Genomic DNA, 17463 nt, shown 5'->3' with positions numbered 1-17463 from the left:
ACGGGCCGGAATGGGGGAGGATGGCGGGGTGAGTGACGAGGTGGACGAGCGGGTGACTCCTCCGCTGGTGGACGAGGCGGTGAAGAAGGCCGCCGTCTGCTGGGTGAGCAGTGGCGGCGGCCCGGCGTACGCGCTGTGGTGCCTCCCGCTGGACGGCACGCTGCTGGTGGTCACCGGCCCCGGTGAGCAGGCCGCCCCCGGGCTGGCCGACAGCGAGACCGCCGAGGTCACGTTGCGCGGCGACCACGGCGGACGGATCGTCACCTGGTCGGCGCGGGTGACCCGGCTGCGACCCGGCACCGAGGAGTGGGACACCGCCGCGCCGCTGGTCGCGGCGAAGCGGCTCAACGCCTCAGGGGCTGCCGCCGAGCTGGTGGAGCGATGGGTGGCGCAGGGATGCGCGCTCAACCGGCTCGCGCCCGTCGGCGCCGTCGTGACCGGCACCGATCTGCCGGACGGCTCGCTGAGTGAGCAGCCCCGGCCCGCCCCCGTGGTGCGGGCCGTCCGCAAGCCGTTCCGCCTGCACCGCGTCCGCCGCCGCTGACCGCGAACCGCCGGGCCGCGTTCGACGCGCCCGGTCAGGCGACGGGGACCGGGTCGAGCAGGTCGAGCACGTCCGTCAGCGAGGTCAGCGACGGCCCGTCGAAGCCGTGGTCGGCGTTGAGGACCACATGGCCGGCCAGATCCGGCGCGGCCAGCCGGACCGCGCTCAGCCCGGCCCGTTCCGCGCCGGTCAGTTCCTGGCTGTCGCCGTCGCCGACGTAGAGGCAGTCGGCCGGCGCCTGGCCGAGCCGGTAACACGCGGCGAGGTAGAGCTCCGGGTCCGGTTTGCAGCGCCCGAGGCGTACCGAGAAGATCTGGGCGTCGAGCAGCGGCGCGACCGGGAGCTGCGGCAGGAACGCCGGCAGCTCGTGCGTGCAGTCGCTGACCAGCCCGGTGCCGACGCCCCGGCCACGCAGCGCGGCCAGCACCGGGACCGCCTCGGCGCGCAGCCGGGTGTCGGCGCGTACGGCAAGGTGCCGGGAGGCGACGGCGGCGCGTACCGCCGCGTCGGACGGGTGGACGCCGAGCCGGGCGCACACCCGGCGCATGGTGGACTCGGCGTTCCCGAAGGAGCCGCTGGCCCGTTCGTAGAAGCTGCTGTCCAGCACCTCCATCAGGGCCTCGGGGGAGCAGCCGAGCAGTTCGGCGGTGGCGATGTGGGCGGCTCCACGCCGCGCGCCGTGGGTCAGGGTGCCGAAGAAATCGAACAGCACGGCCTGGAATCTGGGCATGAGGGAACGCCTCCGGACGTCGAGGGGGGGGAGATCGCCGGGACGCATGATCGTAACGGAGTGCTGACTTTCCGTGTCGGTCGGGTGTTCGTGTGAGGATTACCGCTCGTGCCGACCGTTCCGCATCGCCCGCCGCTCGACGTGTTGACGGTGGGCGCGCTCGCCCTGGCTGTCGCCTCGGTGTCGTCCTCGGCACCGCTCGTGGCGTTCGCCGCCGCCTCGGCGCTCGCTGTCGCGTTCTGGCGTACCGCGTTGTCGGCTGCGGTCCTCGGGCCGGTGGCGCTGACCCGTCGACGGGCCGAGCTGCGCGCCCTGACGGTCGGGCCGGGCCGGCGTGAGGGCCTCTACTGCGTACTCGCCGGGATCGCGCTGGCTGCCCACTTCGCCACCTGGATGCCGAGCGCGCAGCTCACCTCGGTCGCGGCCGCCACCGCGCTCGGCGCGACGCAGCCGGTCTGGCAGGGCCTGATCGCCCGCTGGCAGGGGCGGCGGCTGCCGGCGGCGGTGTGGGCCGGCATCGCGGTGGCCGTGCTCGGCGCGGCGCTCGCCACCGGCGCGGACTTCGGCGTCTCGGGCCGGGCGTTCGCCGGTGACCTGCTCGCGGTGGTCGGCGGCCTGTTCGCGGCCGTCTACACCGCCTTCGGTGAGCGGGCCCGGGCCAGCATCAGCACCACCACCTACACCACCGTCTGCTACGGCGTGTGCGCGCTGGTCCTGCTGGTGGTGTGCCTGGTCGGAGGGGTACGCCTGCACGGCTTCGAGGGCACGACCTGGCTGGCGATCCTCGGCCTCGTGGCCGGCGCCCAACTGCTCGGCCACTCGATGTTCAACTACGCCCTGCACCGGGTCTCCGCGACCACTGTGAGCGTGCTGATCCTGCTGGAGGCACCCGGCGCGGCACTGATCGGCTGGGTGTGGCTGGGCCAGCTGCCCCGGCCGCTGGCCCTGCCCGGCCTGGCGTTGCTGCTGGCCGGCGTGGCGGTGGTGGTGCTCGGCGGGGCGCGGGCCGGTCGCCGTGCCACGCCGGTCGCGGCGCCCGCCGACCCGGACCCGCTGGGCGACGCGGAGCGGGCGCTGCGACCCGGCGACGCGCCCGACTGAGCCGGTCGGGGCGAAGTCGCGCCGTTCCGGCCCCTGGACGGTCCCGTTTGCACGAAAGTGCTCAGGGTGGGGGCGGAGCGGGACGACGCGGCACAGGCGGGCACGGTCGTCACGCCCTCGGCCGAGTTCCCGCCGCTCGGCGACGAGGAACGGGCGGCCCTCGGCCGGATCGGCGAGCGGTGGCGCGGCCCGCGCCGCGCCGACGACCTGCCGGTCGACCCGACGCTGGGCCGGCACGACCACCATCCGGCGCCCACCCGCTTCGGCCGGCTGGCGCCGATCGACATGTTCACCGTGGCGCAGCCGGGGGAACTGGTCGCCACCGGCGCGGCGGACCTGCCCGGCAACCGGGCCGGCCGGTCGGTCGCCCGGGTCCGCCGGACCCTGATCGGTCCGCCGTTGTCCAGCGCGTCGGTGCTCTACGAGCGGATGCGCAAGCTGGTCGCGCTGCCGGTGCTCTCCTCGGATCTGCTCAGCTCCGTCGCGTACGGGCCGGAGGCGATGCTCGCGGTGCTGGTGCTGGCCGGGAGCGCCGCGCTCGGGCTGGCCCTGCCGCTGGCCGCCGTGCTGGTGGTGCTGATGGTCGCGGTCGGCCTGTCCTACCGGCAGACCATCCCGGCCTATCCGCACGGCGCCGGCTCGTACATCGTCGCGGGGGACAACCTCGGGCGTACGCCGGGACTCGCCGCCGCGGCCGGGCTGATGCTCGACTACGTGCTGACCGTGTCGGTGTCGATCGCGGCCGGGGTGCACGCGGTCACCTCGGCGCTGCCCGGCCTCGGCCGGTGGACCGTGCCGCTCGGGGTGCTGGTGATCGCCGTGCTGCTCGCCGGCAACCTGCGCGGCGTACGCACCGCCGGGAACATCTTCGTGCTGCCCACGTACGCGTTCGTGGTGGTGCTGCTCGTGGTGCTGGCGGTCGGGTACGCGAAGGCCGCCTCGCGGGGTTTCGCGCCGCTGCCGCCGCCCTCGGCGCCCGCGGCCGAGGGGCTGGGCCTGCTGCTGGTGCTGCGGGCGTTCTCCTCCGGGGCGGTGTCGATGACCGGCATCGAGGCGGTCTCGAACGCGGTGCCCGCGTTCCGCCCGACCGAGTGGCGCAACGCCCGCACCACGCTGGGCTGGATGGTCGCCATGCTGGTGACGCTGTTCGCCGGCCTGATCGGGCTGATCCACCTGGACGGCCTGGCGCCCCGCGCGGACGAGACGCTGCTGTCCCAGCTCGGCCGGGTCACGTTCCCCAGCGGTCCCGGGTACGCGATCCTGCAGGCCACGACCGCGCTGATCCTGCTGCTCGCGGCGAACACGGCGTTCAACGACTTTCCCCGGCTGCTGTTCTTCATGGCCCGGGACGGGCACGCGCCGCGCCGGTTCCTGCACATGGGCGACCGGCTGGCGTTCAGCAACGGGCTGGTGGCGCTGGCGCTGACCGCGGCGGTGGTGTTCGTCGCGTTCGGCGGGCACACCGAGCGGCTGATCCCGCTCTACGCGGTGGGCGTCTTCCTCGCCTTCACGCTGTCCCAGACCGGCATGGTGGTGCACTGGCGACGCCGCCGGGGGCCGGGCTGGCGTCGCCGGCTAGCGGTCAACGCGGTCGGCGCGACGCTGTCCGGCCTGGTGCTGCTGACCGCGGCGGTAGCCAAGTTCGCCGAGGGCGCCTGGGTGGTGGTGCTCGCGGTGCCACTGCTGGTGTTGCTGTTCCGCCGGATCCACGGGCACTACGACCGGCTGCACCGCGCGCTGGCGCTGCACTCGCCGCCGTCCGCGCCGCCCGCCGAGTGCGACGAGCTGCCCCAGCAGGTACGCCACCTGGTGGTGGTGCCGGTGGCCCGGCTGAACCGGGCGTCGCTGCGCGCGCTGGCGTACGCGACCTCGCTCGGGCGGCCGACGCTCGCCGTGCACCTCGCTCCGGCGCAGGACGAGGCGGACCGGTTCCGGGACCAGTGGCGGGCCTGGGGCGACCACCTGAAGCTGGAGACGATCGTGTCGCCGGGCCGGTCGGTGATCGGCCCGCTGGCGCACTACCTGGAGGCGCTGCACGCCGCGAGCCCGGACCTGACGCTCACCGTGATCGTGCCGGAGGTGGTGCTGCGCCGACGTCGGTACCGGCTGCTGCACAGCCGCGCCGAGCAGCGGCTGCGGACCGCGTTGCGGGCGCTGCCCGGCGTGGTGGTGACGAGCGTCCCGGTGCACGTGTCGCGGTGACGCTCAGAGGTATCCGGCGAAGTGGTCGGCGACCAGCGCTGCGACCGCCTCGGCGTCCCGGTCGAGGTCCACCTCGATCACGCGTACCCCGAGCGCCCGGGCAGCGGCGACCGCGTCGGCGGCGACCAACTCGTCGCGCGCGATCCGATGACGCCACGCCCGCTCCGGGTCGCTCACACCGGGATGCCGGGCCGTCGCCCGCGGCAGCCGTTCCACCTGGTACGCGCGGAACTCCGGCGTCGGCACCAGCACCACCATCTGCCCTGTCGACTCGACGATCGGGGCAACCAGTTCGGGCCGCAGCCCCCAGCCCTCGGCGACCACCCGGCGACCGCTCACCAGCGCGCTCAGGTCGTCGAGCACCCACTCGAAGCGGCGCGGAAATCCGGCGAGGGTCTCGGCTGCCATCCGCTCCGGGTTCGTCGTCACCCAGGTCGCCTCCGCGTCCGGGCCGTCCGGCGGCTCACCCCGTCGGATCCGGTCGGCGATCCGCCGGTCGTCGTGCCCTCGCGCGTCGTGGCGGTCGTAGAGGTACGCGGTCAGCCCGTACCGCAGTGCCAACGTGACCGCGAGTGTCGTCTTGCCGGCCCACTGCGCGCCGCCGATCCAGAGTGCGCGGCGGGCGGTGGCCAGAGGATCGAAGTCCATGCCCCGACACTGCGCCTCGCCAGCCCCAAGATCAAGTCTTGTTCTCGGCGTCCCCGCGTGATGAAGTGAGTGAGAAGGCGCAGCTCAGACGTCGCGTACCTCAAGCACGCGGGTGGCGGGCGCGGCATCGCCCAGCTCGGCGCGCAGCGCGACGCGGTCCGGGTCGACCAGGAACGCGTCCAGCCCGGCGCGGGCGGCGAACCGGATCACGTGCACCTCGGTCTCCCCGTCGCCGGTACGCAGCCGCCGTTGCAACTCGCCGCCGTGCCGGCCGAGCAGCGCCAGCACCGCGTCCTCGTACCGCCGCCCGGCGTCCGCGTCGGCGCTCAGGTCGACCAGCGCGACCAGCAGGACCTCGTTTCCCGTCGTCATGGCGTCGAGTGTCCCAGCGGACCGGCGGTCGTGGTGACCCGCTCAGGCGTCGACGCCGACGGCCTTCGCGCTGGCCGTCCAGAGCCGCGCGGCCAGCGCCGGGTCGGCCGCCTTGGGCCGGGGCCGGTGCGGCTTGCGGTCGGCGTAGTAGCCGCCGTTCGTCAGCCGGGACGGATCCTGGCAAGCGAGCCAGACCAGCGTCTCGGCACCCTTCTCCGGGCTGCGGAACGGCAGCAGCCGCATGCCGAGCGCCACGATCCGGCTCTCGTTGCCGAAGCGGGTCCGCACCACGCCCGGGTGGAACACGTGCGCGGGCACCTCCGGCCAGCGCCGGGGCGCCTCGGCGGTGAACAGGATGTTCGCCTGCTTGCTGGTGCCGTACGCGCGGAACGGCCGGTACGAGCGCAGCGCGGAGTTGAGGTCGTCGGGGTCGAGCACGCCGCTGCGGTGCGCGTCCGAGCCGGTGACCACCATCCGCCCGATCCGGTCTCGCAGCAGGTTGCTGAGCAGGAACGGGGCGAGGTGGTTGGCCTGCATGCTCAGCTCGAAACCGTCGACCGTGGTGATCGGCTCCAGCACGATCGCGCCGGCGTTGTTGGCGAGCACGTCGATCCGGTCGTACCGCTCGCGCAGGCGTTCGGCGAGCCCGCGTACGTCGTCGAGCACCGCGAAGTCGGCGCGGAACAGCTCCGGCTGCTCGCCGCAGCACTCGCGGACCCGCTCGCCCGCGGCGCGCAGCCGGGCCGGGTCCCGGCCGACCAGCACCACCTGGTCACCGCGGCGCGCCAGCTCCTCCGCGGCGGCCAGGCCGATGCCGGAGCTCGCCCCGGTCAGCACCACGATCCGACGCTCAGTGAGATCTTCCACAGGTCCATTCACCCCGGTCACGGCACGAGGTTACCGTGGCGTCACCACGCCCTTTGGGATCGTTAAGTTCTCGAAATCCACCGCTGCGACGGCGCCTGCGCCGGACGCTGGAAGGAGCGCACCCATGACCGCTGTCGGTCGTCCCCGCCGATCCTGCCTGGCGGTGCCCGGCTCCAGCGTCAAGATGCTCGGCAAGGCCCAGGGCCTTCCCGCCGACCAGGTCTTCCTGGACCTGGAGGACGCGGTCGCCCCGCTGGCCAAGCCGGACGCGCGCAAGAACATCGTGGCGACGCTGAACGAGGGCGACTGGGCGGGCAAGACCCGCGTGGTCCGGGTGAACGACCTGACCACGCCGTGGACCTACCGGGACGTCATCGAGGTGGTCGAGGGCGCCGGGGCGAACCTGGACTGCATCATGCTGCCGAAGGTGCAGAACGCCGAGCAGGTGCACTGGCTGGACCTGCTGCTCACCCAGATCGAGAAGACGCTCGGCCTGGAGGTGGGGCGGATCGGCATCGAGGCGCAGATCGAGAACGCGGCCGGGCTGGTGAACGTGGACGCCATCGCGGGCGCCTCGCCCCGGGTCGAGACGATCATCTTCGGCCCGGCCGACTTCATGGCCTCGATCAACATGAAGTCGCTGGTGGTCGGCGCGCTGATCCCGGACTACCCGGGCGACCCGTACCACTACATCCTGATGCGCATCCTGATGGCCGCGCGGATGCACGACAAGCAGGCCATCGACGGCCCGTTCCTGCAGATCCGCGACGTGGACGCGTTCCGCGAGGTGGCGAAGCGCTCGGCGGCGCTGGGCTTCGACGGCAAGTGGGTGCTGCACCCCGGCCAGATCGACGCGGCGAACGAGGTCTACTCGCCGGCGCAGGCCGACTACGACCACGCCGAGCTGATCCTCGACGCCTACGACTACTACACCTCGGAGGCGGGCGGGAAGCTCGGCGCGGTGATGCTCGGCGACGAGATGATCGACGAGGCGTCCCGCAAGATGGCCCTGGTGATCGCCGCCAAGGGCCGCGCCGCCGGCATGTCCCGTACGTCCTCGTTCACGCCGCCCTCGGCCTGATCGCGCGTCGGGCCGCCCCCGCGCCCGGGGGCGGCCCGGTGGCGTCAGTAGCTGCTGCTGGCGCTGGACGCGCCGATCGCGATCACGATCATCACGATGTAGAAGATGATGCCGGCGACCAGCAGAGCGGTCAGGATCCAGCCCACGATGATGGCCGCCGTGGCCATGCCCTCGCCCTGCTCACCGGTCTCCCGGATCTGCTTGCGCGCGACGTGGCCCATGATGGCGCCGATCGGCGCGGTGATGCACGAGGCGAAGCCGACGAGCGACAGGACCAGCGCCACGATGGCCATCGTGTTGGTGCGGGCCGGCGGCATCGCGTAGCCGGGATAGGCCCCCGGCGGCGGGTAGGTGCCCGGGGGCGGGTAGCCGGGCATCGCGGCGGCGTACGGGTCGCCGCCGGGTGGGGCGTACGGGGACTTCGCGCCCGCGTACGGGTCGGCGACCGGCGCGTAGGGATCGGCGACCGGCGCGTACGGGTCGGCCTGGCCCGGCTGGTTCGGGATCGCGGGCATGATCGGGTCGGCCGGCGGCGCCGAGTGCGGCCCGGCCGCCGAGGGGTCCTGCCAACCACCGGGCGGTGGGGGATAGCTCATCTGATCATCTCCAGGTACGTGGTCGGCTCAGGGTAGCCACCGGCTCGCGACACGGAGCACCCTCTTTCCGGGCGCGCGTTGCCCGGCGGGTCGGTACCGGGCAGGATCCTCGGCATGGCACTTGACGCGCGTGGGGGTCGGTCGCGACGGGACATGAGCCGGCCGGGGTCGGTGCGGCGCCCGCGTGGCGGCGAGCCGGTCGGCGCCGCCGACTCCGAACGGTCGGCGCCGCTGCCGGAACCGGCCACCATGCGGCTGGACGGCCGGGTCGCGCTGGTCACCGGCGCGGGCAGCGCCGACGGCATCGGGTACGCGACCGCGCGCCGGCTGTCCGACCTGGGCGCCCGGGTGGCGATCGTCTCCACCACCCGGCGCATCCACGAGCGCGCGGGCGAGCTGGGCGTCACCGGCTTCGTCGCCGACCTCACCGACGAGTCGGAGGTGGGCGCGCTCGCCGACGCGGTGGCCGAGCAGCTCGGCGACGTCGAGGTGCTGGTGAACAACGCGGGCCTGGCCAGCCGGGCCAGCCCGGAGGTGCTGCGGCCGGTGGCCCAGCTGACGTACGACGAGTGGCGCGGCGAGATCGACAGGAACCTGACCACCGCGTTCCTGTGCAGCCGGGCGTTCATCGGTGGCATGGCCGAGCGGGGCTGGGGCCGGATCGTCAACCTGGCCGCCACCGCCGGGCCGGTCAACGCGCTGCCCACCGAGGCGGCCTACGCGGCGGCCAAGGCCGGCGTGGTCGGGCTGACCCGGGCGCTGGCGATGGAGATGATCGCCGACGGGGTGACTGTGAACGCGGTGGCGCCGGGCATCATCCACACCGCGGCGTCCACCATGGCCGAGATCAAGCAGGGCCTGGGTACGCCGGTCGGGCGTCCCGGCACGCCGGACGAGGTGGCCGCCGCGATCGCGTTCCTCTGCTCGCCGGCCGCGTCGTACATCACCGGGCAGATGCTCGTGGTCGACGGTGGCAACAGCGTCCGGGAGGCGCAGTTCCGCTGAGCCTCAGTAGGTGCCGTTGTCGGAGTTGGCCCAGATCGCCAGCCCGATCCAGCCGCAGCAGGCCACCAGGCCGATCGCGGTGAAGATGTAGCTGAGGATCAGTCCCCAGGTGGCGAGCTGGTCGCCGTCCTCGCCGGTCTGCCGGATCTGCCGCTTCGCCAGGTGGCCGCAGACGATGCCGGCGGGCGCGAAGACGAACGCGAAGACCAGTGACAGGATGGCGAGCACGTTCGTGCCGCCGGGGCGTGGCCCCGGCCCGGGTGGGCCGTACTGGCCGTAGGGCGGCTGCGGGGCGTACGGGGGCTGCTGGCCCCACTGCGGATGCTGCTGGCCGTACTGCGGCTGCCCGTACGGCTGGCCGTGCGGCGGCGGCTCGTACGGTGAGGGTGGCTGCTCGTCAGTCACGCGCGCCCCTTTTCCCCAGGTGAACGGGCCCTCTCTCTTGCGGACGCTACCCGTAGCGGTGAACCTTTTCACAGCGGTTGTAGGGACTGGTCACCTTGGCTGCGCCGGTCCCGGGGCCGATACTGACCGAGCGTTCAGTTACCCCTGAGTAATGCGCCGACGACCCCGGAGGCTGAGATGGCCCGACTCGCCCAGACGCCCGGACTGACCGACGTGCAGCGGTCGATCCTGGAAACTGTCCGGGAGTTCGCCGACAAAGAGATCATTCCGCACGCGCAGCGGCTGGAGCACGCCGACGAGTACCCGAGCGACATCCTCGACGGCATGCGCGAGATGGGGCTGTTCGGCCTCACCATCGACGAGGAGTACGGCGGGCTGGGCGAGTCCCTGCTGACCTACGCGCTCGTGGTCGAGGAGCTGTCCCGGGGCTGGATGTCGATCTCCGGCATCGTCAACACGCACTTCATCGTGGCGTACCTGATCTCGCAGCACGGCTCCGCCGACCAGAAGGCCCGGCTGCTGCCCCGGATGGCCACCGGCGAGGTGCGCGGCGCGTTCTCGATGTCCGAGCCCGAGTGCGGCTCGGACGTCTCGGCGATCAAATCGAAGGCCGTCCGCGACGGCGACAACTACGTCCTCAACGGCCAGAAGATGTGGCTGACCAACGGCGCGTACTCGTCGGTGGTGGCCACCCTGGTCAAGACCGACACCGGGGCCGACTCGGTCTACGGCAACATGAGCACCTTCCTGCTGGAGAAGGAGCCCGGCTTCGGTGAGACCGCGCCCGGCCTCACCATCCCCGGCAAGATCGACAAGATGGGCTACAAGGGCGTCGAGACCACCGAGATGGTGCTCGACGGCGTCACCGTGCCCGCCTCCGCCGTGCTCGGCGGCGAGGAGAAGGTCGGCCGCGGCTTCTACCAGATGATGGACGGCATCGAGGTCGGCCGGGTCAACGTCGCGGCCCGCGCCTGCGGCATCTCGATCCGGGCGTTCGAGCTGGCCGTCGCGTACGCCCAGCAGCGCCACACCTTCGGCCAGCCGCTCGCCCGGCACCAGGCCGTCGCGTTCAAGCTCGCCGAGATGGGTACGAAGATCGAGGCCGCGCACGCGCTCATGGTCAACGCGGCCCGGCTCAAGGACGCCGGCCAGCGCAACGACGTCGAGGCCGGCATGGCCAAGCTGCTCGCCTCCGAGTACTGCGCCGAGGTGGTCCAGGAGGCGTTCCGGATCCACGGCGGCTACGGCTACTCCAAGGAGTACGAGATCGAGCGCCTGATGCGCGAGGCGCCGTTCCTGCTGATCGGCGAGGGCACCTCGGAGATCCAGAAGACGATCATCTCGCGCGGCCTGCTCAAGCAGTACAAGCAGTAGGTCGGGGCGTCAGGCGCGCCGGGTCAGTCCGGCGGCGGCCCGCTCCACGATGAGGCACCTGTCCTCGACGTAGTCGAGGCCCGCCTCCTCGGCGATCCGGCGCGCCTCGTCCGAGAAGATGCCGAGCTGCAACCACACCGCCGGGGCGCCGATCGCCACCGCCTGCCGGACCACGTCGACGGCGTCCCGCGTCGGGCGGAACACGTCGACCAGGTCGACCGGGTGCGGGATGTCGGCCAGCGTCGGGTACGCCTTCTCGCCGAACAGCTCGTCCACAGTCGGGTTGACCGGGATGATCCGCCAGCCGTGCCGCTGCATCTCCAGCGGTACGCGGTGCGCGGCCTTGCCCGGATCGCGGGAGGCGCCCACGACGGCGATCACGGCGGAGTCGGCGAGGATCTGCTGAGCGGAACGCATTCCCCGAGCGTAGCCCCGCCGGCGCTGGTGCCCCGGTCGCTAGAGCAGGGAGAGCTGTTCGGCGGCAGGCGCGGGCGGCGGGGTCTCGGGCAGCCGCCTGTTGTCGCCGGTCTCGCCCCGGTGCAGCCCGTGCCGGCGTGCCGCCATCCGCACCCGCGCGGTCACCTCCCGCTGGTACGCCTGCGGGGCGTACGAGCCGGCCTGGTAGAGCCGCCGGTAGCGGGGCACCAGGTGGGGGAACTCCCGGGCCAGCCAGCGGGCGTACCACTCCCGCGCGCCGGGCCGCAGGTGCAGCGGCAACGGCGTCACACTTGCCGCGCCGGAGGCGGCGACGGCAGCGACGGTGGCGTCGATCGACTCCTCGTCGTCGCTGAGGCCGGGCAGGATCGGCGCCATCAGCACACCCACCTCGAAGCCGGCGTCGGCGAGCTGACGGACCGCGTCGAGGCGGCGGCGGGGGCTCGGCGTACCAGGCTCGGCCGCCCGCCAGAGCGCCTCGTCGACGAACCCCACCGAGTACGACACCCCGACCCGGGTCACCTCGGCGGCCTGGCGCAGCAGCGGCAGGTCACGCAGCAGCAGCGTGCCCTTGGTCAGGATGGAGAACGGGTTCGCGAAGTCACGCAGCGCCTCGATGATCGGCGGCATCAGGCGATAGCGGCCCTCGGCCCGCTGGTAACAGTCCACGTTGGTGCCCATGGCGACGTGCGCGCCGCGCCAGCGCGGGGCGGCCAGCTCGCGGCGGACCAGCTCGCCCGCGTTGACCTTGACGATCACCTTGCGGTCGAAGTCGGCGCCCGCGTCCAGGTCGAGGTAGGTGTGCGTGTTGCGGGCGAAGCAGTTGTGGCTGACCACGCCGTTGGCGATGAAGTCGCCGGTGCCGGTGGTGATGTCCCACAGCGGCAGCTCCAGGCCGAGATCCTCGACCGCAGTCACCTGGAGGTGCGCCGCGCACTTGAGCGCCATGCCCTCGATCGAGCGCCGGGCGGTGACGGCCGGATCGGTGAGGTGGAAGAAGCGCAGCCGCTCGGGCAGCCCGCCGGTCAGCCGGAGCTGACGCGCCGCGCCCGGCACGCCCGGCACGTCGAGCGCCCACCGGAAGCCGAAACGCTCCAGCGCGCCGGACGTGCGGGCCTGGCTCCCGTCGTCCGCGACGCTGATCCGGAACACGCCCCGGTGGCAGGTGCCGGTGGCGTCGAACATGCCGGCCAGGTAGCCCAGCGACCAGTCGTCTGTCGTCTCGCCCGGCGGGCGCAGCAGGCCGGTGACGACCTCGGCCGGGCCGGACGTGCGTACCACCGTGGTCGTCGGCCGGCGGCCGACCCGGGTGACTGTGGCCCGCTCGACGGTGACCCCCGCGTCGGCCAGGTAGCGTTCGGCCCGCTCCAGCGCCTCCGCCTCGGCGGTGGCCAGCCGGAACCGGGCACCGGCCCGGTCGTCGTCGCGGAGCAGGGCGTGCAGGTAACCCCGGCGGTAGTCGGCCGAGCGCTTCGGCGCCACCGCGAACCGGCCGGTGCCCAGCAGGCGGTTGCGGGTGGTCAGGTGGGGACGGCGGCCGCCGCCCCGCATGCTCCCGGTGACGTGTTTCCAGCCGCGTTCGGTCAGGAACCGGTGGTCGCCGCTGGCGACGAGCGTGGTGCCGTCGGCCAGGGTGACCCGGTAGGCGCGCTTCACAGTGGACCACTTGTCGAGCACCGTGGTGACGACGTAGTGGCGGTAGGCGCCGCGCCGCCGGGTGCCGTAGATCCGGTCGCCGGGCTCCAGCTCGCTGATCGCCCTGGTGCGCCCGTCGGCCATCAGGATCGGCGTGTCCCCGCCCAGGCAGTAGACGCAGGCGTGTGAGCAGCCCCGGTAGGGGTTGATCGTCCACTCGAACGGCACACGCGACTGGCCGGGCACCCGGTTGATGATCGACTTGGCGCGGACCTCGTAGAACGTCATGCCGGCGAAGCCCGGGGTGTCGAAGGTGCGGGCGACGGCGCCGGGCAGCGCCAGCGGCAGGGGTGGAGCCGCCGGCGCCGCCCGATCGGGAGTCCCCTCGTCCGGGGGAGCGGAGAGTTTGTCCCAGCGCATGGAGCTCATTCGAACATGTGTACGAACAAAGCGCAAGTGACGCTGCGGACACCGCGCGCCGCCGTGCCCCGGGGCGGGGCAGGATGGGGGCATGGAGACGTCGACCTTCGTCTACGACGGCGACTGCGCCTTCTGCACCCGGTGCGCGCAGTTCATCGAGCGTCGGATCCCGACCGGCGCCCGGGTGGTCCCGTGGCAGTTCGCCGACCTGGCGGCGCTGGGCCTGACGGAGGCCGAGTGCGAGGAGGCGGTCCAGTGGGTGGGCGCCGACGGCTCCCGCGCCGCCGGGCCGGACGCCATCGCCCGGCTGCTCGGCGACAGCGGCCCGCTCTGGCGGTTCGCCGGGGCCGGACTGCGCCTTCCCCCGGTACGCGCGGCGGCCTGGCCCGCGTACCGCTGGGTGGCCCGCAACCGGCACCGGCTGCCGGGCGGCACGGCCGCGTGCGCGCTGCCGCAGGAGGCCCGGGAACGGCTGTACGGCCCGACCGGACGCCCGGGCCCGACCGCCTGACCGGCCGGGTGGCCGTGGTCAGGCGGGCGCGGTCGAGGACGGGTCGGGGGCCGGTGCCGGCGAGAGGGGCGCCGTCGCGGGCGCCGTCGGCGGGCGCGGCGGCGGACGGCCGAGCAGGCGCCGGACGAACACCACCGGACGGACCTTCTCCAGCGCCAGGAAGCTGGTCATCGCCACGAGGTGCGGCGCGAACGAGATGGTGATCGTCGCGATGGTCACCAGGTGGAACGAGTAGAAGAAGCCGACGGTCATCGTCCGCCACCGCGCCGGCAGCACGAACACCAGCGGGCTGAGCAGCTCGAACGCCAGGATGCCGAACTGCGCCACGATCAGCAGGTGCGGCACCTGCGCGATCAGGTCGGCGAGGTCGGTGCCGCGCCGGATGATCGCGCGGGCCAGCACCGAACCGTTCGCCCAGTCCAGGCCGCCGAAGCGGAACTTGGCCCAGGCGGCGAGGAAGTACGTGCAGATGACCGAGATCTGGGTGACCCGCAGCGCCCAGCCGCCCGCCTCGGTACGGGTCGGGTCGCCGTGCCGGGCGCGGCCGGCGGTGGGCAGCACGGCCAGCGCCACGAGGAGCGCGAAGCGGTCGTGGTCGACCTTGCCGTAGCTCATCGCCACGATCATCCACTCGAAGTACAGCGCGAAGACCGTCCAGCCGAGCAGCCGGTGCGCCCGGCCGGTGGCGGCGAGCAGCGCGGTGACCAGCAGCGCCCAGAACACCACGCCGACCAGGGCGGGGGTGGGGGTGGGCAGCGGGAGCAGCCGGCCGATGAGCAGCGGCTGGTAGAGGTCGCCGGGTACGTCGACCCGGGTGCGTACCCAGGGTGTGAACACCACCAGGTCGGCGGCGACGAAGAGGTAGACCAGGGTGCGGAACGCGGCGATCCGGCCGCGCGGGACCGCCTCGGTCAGCCAGGCGGTCATCCGCCGGTCTCCCAGCGCACGGCCGTCTCGTCGGTCCACCTGCCGGTCGGGCGGCCGCCCTGGATGTCGAACCAGCGGACCACGATGCGCACCTCGACCAGGTCGGGGGCGTCGGGGTGGCGTTCGGCGTACGCGTCGGCGACGGTCCGCAGCAGGCTCGGGTCGGCGGCGTAGCGGTTCTGCTGGCCCTCGATCTCGGCGCGGCGGATGCCGGTGGCGTCCTGGCCGAGCGGGACCACCGCGCCGGTGCGGTCCACGCCCTCGACCCGGGTGTCCGGGGCGGGCGCGTTCGGCGGGTCGGAGGTGGAGTACATCCGGAACGGCCCGAACGGGAAGTCGTCGTCGGTGCCGCGCACGGTGCCCAGGAGCAGCAGCGCCAGGCCGAGCAGGGTGGCGCCCACTCGGACCGCGCGCCCGCGGGCGGTCAAGGTCTCCATCGCATGGTGACGATACGGGAGTGAAGCGGCCGAAAGTGTCCCTCAGTCGGCCATTCCTCACTGTCCGTCCCGGCGGTGCGGCGGGCGTGGAAACGCCGCCGGCCGGCCCCTGGCGGGGTCGTCCGGCGGCGTCGGGTACGTCAGTGGTTGTGCTCGGCCAGCTTCTTGCGGACGTCGTCCATGTCCAGCGCCTGGACCTGCTCGATCAGGTTCTCCAGCGCGGACTCCGGCAGCGCGCCCGGCTGGGCGAACACGATCACGCCGTCACGGATCGCCATGATCGTCGGGATGGAGCTGATGTTGAACTTCGCCGCCAGCTCCTGCTGCGCCTCGGTGTCGACCTTGCCGAAGGCGATGTCCGGGTGCTTCTCCGAGGACCGCTCGTAGACCGGGGCGAAGCGCTTGCACGGGCCGCACCAGTCCGCCCAGAAGTCGAGCAGGACGATCCCGTCCTGGCCGGTCACCTCGTCAAAGTTGGCCGTGGTCAGCTCAACCGTTGCCATTGCTCTCTCCGATCACCGCGGATTGTCGTACGCCCGGTGGAACCAGGGTCAGTCCGTCCGAATTCCCGGCACGGTGGGGGCGAAACGCACAGCGCCCGGACGGTGACCCTGGGCACATCGAACTCTATCTGTGCGGGCCGCTCGTGCGGAACGCAAATGCATGCCGCACTTGCGTGACGGGACGTGATGGGAGCGTTTCCAAGGAGATCACGCACAGTTCTGGCTACGAATCAGTAACTTCGGGCTTGACGAGCATCTATCCAGCCTGCGGAGATCGCTTACCGACAGTGCGTCGGTGACTTTCCGTAGTGTTACGAAAAGGTAAATGTGACCTCCGTCTCTGTTGATGTGGTGCGCCGTACGGCAGAATTCTTCGCATCAGAGCGTGGGCGGCGGGTGCCGGGGAGGGCCCCGCCGCTCATTGCGTCCGGACCTCGGTGGCCCCCGGTGTGACATTTCCGCCGCGCGAGCGCCCCGCACCTCGCCTTAACAAGCGATAAGGCATGCTGTGCCGAACTCCATCGCCGCCTGTCGAAGGGGACAAGGATGCAGTTCGGCCGCTACTACGAGGAGTTCGAGGTCGGCGCGGTCTACCGGCACTGGCCGGGCAAGACGGTCACCGAGTACGACGACCACCTCTTCTGCCTGCTCACCATGAACCACCACCCGCTGCACATGGACGCGCACTACGCCGAGTCCGCCTCGCAGTTCAAGCGCAACGTGGTGGTCGGCAACTACATCTACTCGCTGCTGCTCGGCATGTCCGTGCCGGACGTCAGCGGCAAGGCGATCGCCAACCTGGAGATCGAGTCGCTGCGGCACGTCGCGCCGACGTTCCACGGCGACACCATCTACGGCGAGACGACGGTCCTGGACAAGCGGGAGTCGGCCTCCAAGCCCGACCGGGGCGTGGTCGCCGTCGAGACCCGCGGCTACAACCAGGACGGCACGCTGGTCTGCGTGTTCCGCCGCAAGGTCATGGTCCCCAAGAAGGAGTACGCGGCCGCCGCCGTCCCGGACGGCGTCGACCCGGAGCGTCCCAGCTTCCCCGAGCCGCGCTGACCCGCGTCCGTCCGGCTCACCGGGCCTCGTTCTCCGTTCGGCGGGGACGGGGCCCGGATCTCGTCCGGAGGCATATGCTCGGGCTGGAGGTGCCCATGAGCCACTCCGAAGCCGCAGAGCCGCCTTCCGCCGGTCGCCGCGCCGCGCCGCTCACCACCGCCGCGTACTCCGCGACGGAGTGGGACCTGCTCACCGACCTGCCCGGCCGCGTGCTGGTCGCCGCCGCGGCGCCCGGGCCCGGGCGTCCGCCGCGCGGTGTCGCCGCCGGCCTCGCCGGTCTGGACGCGGTGGCCGCCGGACGCGCCTTCGACAGCGATCTCGTCCGCGCCGTGGTGGCCGCCATCTACGCCCGCCACGACGGCGCAACCGAGCGGGACGAGCGCCTGACCGACCTGGTCGACCTGCTGGCCGCCGCCCGGGCCGCGGTACGGGTGCTGCGCCGCCGCGCCGATCCGGCCGACTCGGCGGCGTACCGGCAGTGGGTGGAGTCGGTCGCCGCCCGCGTGTGCCGCGCCGGGCAGACCACGCCGAGTCCCGCCGACCGGCGTTTCCTCGACCGGCTGGGCGGCGCGCTCGACCTGCGCTGACTGCGCGGCTGGCCGGGCCGT

20 protein-coding genes are annotated in these 17463 nt (G+C 72.9%); 9 read left to right on the top strand and 11 right to left on the bottom strand.

From position 1 onward, the window contains the following. Positions 1 to 10 precede the first annotated feature (10 nt). Positions 11 to 544, top strand: a complete 534-nt coding sequence (locus tag BAW75_RS13855) for a hypothetical protein (protein WP_208635250.1) — start codon at positions 11 to 13, stop codon at positions 542 to 544. 34 nt (positions 545 to 578) lie between these two features. On the opposite strand, the gene BAW75_RS13850 is transcribed toward BAW75_RS13855, so the two are convergent. Beyond that, the gene (locus BAW75_RS13850) at positions 579 to 1274 is read right to left on the bottom strand and encodes an HAD family hydrolase (RefSeq protein ID WP_104113819.1); all 696 of its coding nucleotides are present in this window, start codon (positions 1272 to 1274) and stop codon (positions 579 to 581) included. A 108-nt stretch (positions 1275 to 1382) separates the two neighbouring features. Here BAW75_RS13850 and BAW75_RS13845 point away from each other — a divergent pair, with 108 nt between their 5' ends. Together BAW75_RS13845 and BAW75_RS13840 are read left to right on the top strand one after the other, a co-directional pair. After that, a complete protein-coding gene (locus tag BAW75_RS13845) occupies positions 1383 to 2375 on the top strand; it encodes a DMT family transporter (RefSeq protein ID WP_104113818.1) in 993 nt (330 codons plus the stop codon). A gap of 66 nt (positions 2376 to 2441) precedes the next feature. Then, positions 2442 to 4577 (top strand): APC family permease, encoded by a 2136-nt coding sequence (locus BAW75_RS13840; protein WP_244206116.1) that lies wholly within the window; start codon positions 2442 to 2444, stop codon positions 4575 to 4577. Positions 4578 to 4580: 3 nt separating this feature from the next. On the opposite strand, the gene BAW75_RS32900 is transcribed toward BAW75_RS13840, so the two are convergent. The 3 genes from BAW75_RS32900 to BAW75_RS13825 form a co-directional block, all read right to left on the bottom strand. After that, the gene (locus BAW75_RS32900; protein ID WP_104113816.1) at positions 4581 to 5225 is read right to left on the bottom strand and encodes a hypothetical protein; all 645 of its coding nucleotides are present in this window, start codon (positions 5223 to 5225) and stop codon (positions 4581 to 4583) included. An 84-nt stretch (positions 5226 to 5309) separates the two neighbouring features. Continuing rightward, a complete protein-coding gene (locus BAW75_RS13830) occupies positions 5310 to 5597 on the bottom strand; it encodes a hypothetical protein (protein ID WP_043326906.1) in 288 nt (95 codons plus the stop codon). 42 nt (positions 5598 to 5639) lie between these two features. After that, positions 5640 to 6464 (bottom strand): SDR family NAD(P)-dependent oxidoreductase, encoded by an 825-nt coding sequence (locus tag BAW75_RS13825; RefSeq protein ID WP_167435568.1) that lies wholly within the window; start codon positions 6462 to 6464, stop codon positions 5640 to 5642. A gap of 124 nt (positions 6465 to 6588) precedes the next feature. Between BAW75_RS13825 and BAW75_RS13820 the strand changes: the two genes are divergently transcribed. Further along, positions 6589 to 7545, top strand: coding sequence for an HpcH/HpaI aldolase/citrate lyase family protein (locus BAW75_RS13820; RefSeq protein WP_043326903.1), 957 nt, complete (start codon positions 6589 to 6591; stop codon positions 7543 to 7545). 44 nt (positions 7546 to 7589) lie between these two features. On the opposite strand, the gene BAW75_RS13815 is transcribed toward BAW75_RS13820, so the two are convergent. Beyond that, the gene (locus tag BAW75_RS13815) at positions 7590 to 8141 is read right to left on the bottom strand and encodes a DUF4190 domain-containing protein (RefSeq protein ID WP_030501095.1); all 552 of its coding nucleotides are present in this window, start codon (positions 8139 to 8141) and stop codon (positions 7590 to 7592) included. A 114-nt stretch (positions 8142 to 8255) separates the two neighbouring features. Here BAW75_RS13815 and BAW75_RS13810 point away from each other — a divergent pair, with 114 nt between their 5' ends. Continuing rightward, the gene (locus tag BAW75_RS13810) at positions 8256 to 9146 is read left to right on the top strand and encodes an SDR family NAD(P)-dependent oxidoreductase (RefSeq protein WP_104113814.1); all 891 of its coding nucleotides are present in this window, start codon (positions 8256 to 8258) and stop codon (positions 9144 to 9146) included. A 3-nt stretch (positions 9147 to 9149) separates the two neighbouring features. On the opposite strand, the gene BAW75_RS13805 is transcribed toward BAW75_RS13810, so the two are convergent. Beyond that, positions 9150 to 9551: a DUF4190 domain-containing protein gene (locus BAW75_RS13805; RefSeq protein WP_043326898.1), complete on the bottom strand. Its 402-nt coding sequence runs from the start codon at positions 9549 to 9551 to the stop codon at positions 9150 to 9152. Between the two features lie 177 nt (positions 9552 to 9728). On the opposite strand from BAW75_RS13805, the gene BAW75_RS13800 reads away from it, so the two are divergent. Then, positions 9729 to 10925 carry an acyl-CoA dehydrogenase family protein gene (locus BAW75_RS13800; RefSeq protein WP_013283885.1) on the top strand — a complete coding sequence of 399 codons (1197 nt, stop codon included), beginning with the start codon at positions 9729 to 9731 and terminating at the stop codon, positions 10923 to 10925. Between the two features lie 9 nt (positions 10926 to 10934). On the opposite strand, the gene BAW75_RS13795 is transcribed toward BAW75_RS13800, so the two are convergent. Together BAW75_RS13795 and BAW75_RS13790 are read right to left on the bottom strand one after the other, a co-directional pair. Next, on the bottom strand, positions 10935 to 11342 hold the full coding sequence (locus BAW75_RS13795) for a CoA-binding protein (protein WP_104113813.1): 408 nt from the start codon (positions 11340 to 11342) through the stop codon (positions 10935 to 10937). Positions 11343 to 11381: 39 nt separating this feature from the next. Then, the gene (locus BAW75_RS13790; RefSeq protein WP_104113827.1) at positions 11382 to 13415 is read right to left on the bottom strand and encodes an intein-containing Rv2578c family radical SAM protein; all 2034 of its coding nucleotides are present in this window, start codon (positions 13413 to 13415) and stop codon (positions 11382 to 11384) included. Between the two features lie 91 nt (positions 13416 to 13506). On the opposite strand from BAW75_RS13790, the gene BAW75_RS13785 reads away from it, so the two are divergent. Further along, positions 13507 to 13926, top strand: a complete 420-nt coding sequence (locus tag BAW75_RS13785) for a thiol-disulfide oxidoreductase DCC family protein (RefSeq protein ID WP_043326890.1) — start codon at positions 13507 to 13509, stop codon at positions 13924 to 13926. A gap of 18 nt (positions 13927 to 13944) precedes the next feature. Here BAW75_RS13785 and BAW75_RS13780 read toward each other — a convergent pair whose 3' ends face one another. The 3 genes from BAW75_RS13780 to trxA all read right to left on the bottom strand — a co-directional run bounded on the left by BAW75_RS13780 (position 13945) and on the right by trxA (position 15793). After that, the gene (locus BAW75_RS13780) at positions 13945 to 14853 is read right to left on the bottom strand and encodes an HTTM domain-containing protein (RefSeq protein ID WP_244206115.1); all 909 of its coding nucleotides are present in this window, start codon (positions 14851 to 14853) and stop codon (positions 13945 to 13947) included. Then, positions 14850 to 15290 (bottom strand): hypothetical protein, encoded by a 441-nt coding sequence (locus tag BAW75_RS13775; RefSeq protein ID WP_064447585.1) that lies wholly within the window; start codon positions 15288 to 15290, stop codon positions 14850 to 14852. The genes BAW75_RS13780 and BAW75_RS13775 overlap by 4 nt, the downstream gene beginning before the upstream one ends. Before the next feature lie 140 nt (positions 15291 to 15430). Beyond that, a complete protein-coding gene (trxA, locus tag BAW75_RS13770) occupies positions 15431 to 15793 on the bottom strand; it encodes a thioredoxin (RefSeq protein ID WP_018789069.1) in 363 nt (120 codons plus the stop codon). Positions 15794 to 16321: 528 nt separating this feature from the next. On the opposite strand from trxA, the gene BAW75_RS13765 reads away from it, so the two are divergent. Together BAW75_RS13765 and BAW75_RS13760 are read left to right on the top strand one after the other, a co-directional pair. Beyond that, a complete protein-coding gene (locus BAW75_RS13765) occupies positions 16322 to 16855 on the top strand; it encodes a MaoC family dehydratase (protein WP_338013367.1) in 534 nt (177 codons plus the stop codon). A 95-nt stretch (positions 16856 to 16950) separates the two neighbouring features. Continuing rightward, on the top strand, positions 16951 to 17442 hold the full coding sequence (locus BAW75_RS13760) for a hypothetical protein (protein ID WP_104113826.1): 492 nt from the start codon (positions 16951 to 16953) through the stop codon (positions 17440 to 17442). Positions 17443 to 17463 lie beyond the last annotated feature (21 nt).

The organism is Micromonospora chalcea, from assembly GCF_002926165.1.
Taxonomy (GTDB): Bacteria; Actinomycetota; Actinomycetes; order Mycobacteriales; family Micromonosporaceae; genus Micromonospora; species Micromonospora chalcea.
This window is presented reverse-complemented; position numbering and strand designations above follow the sequence as displayed.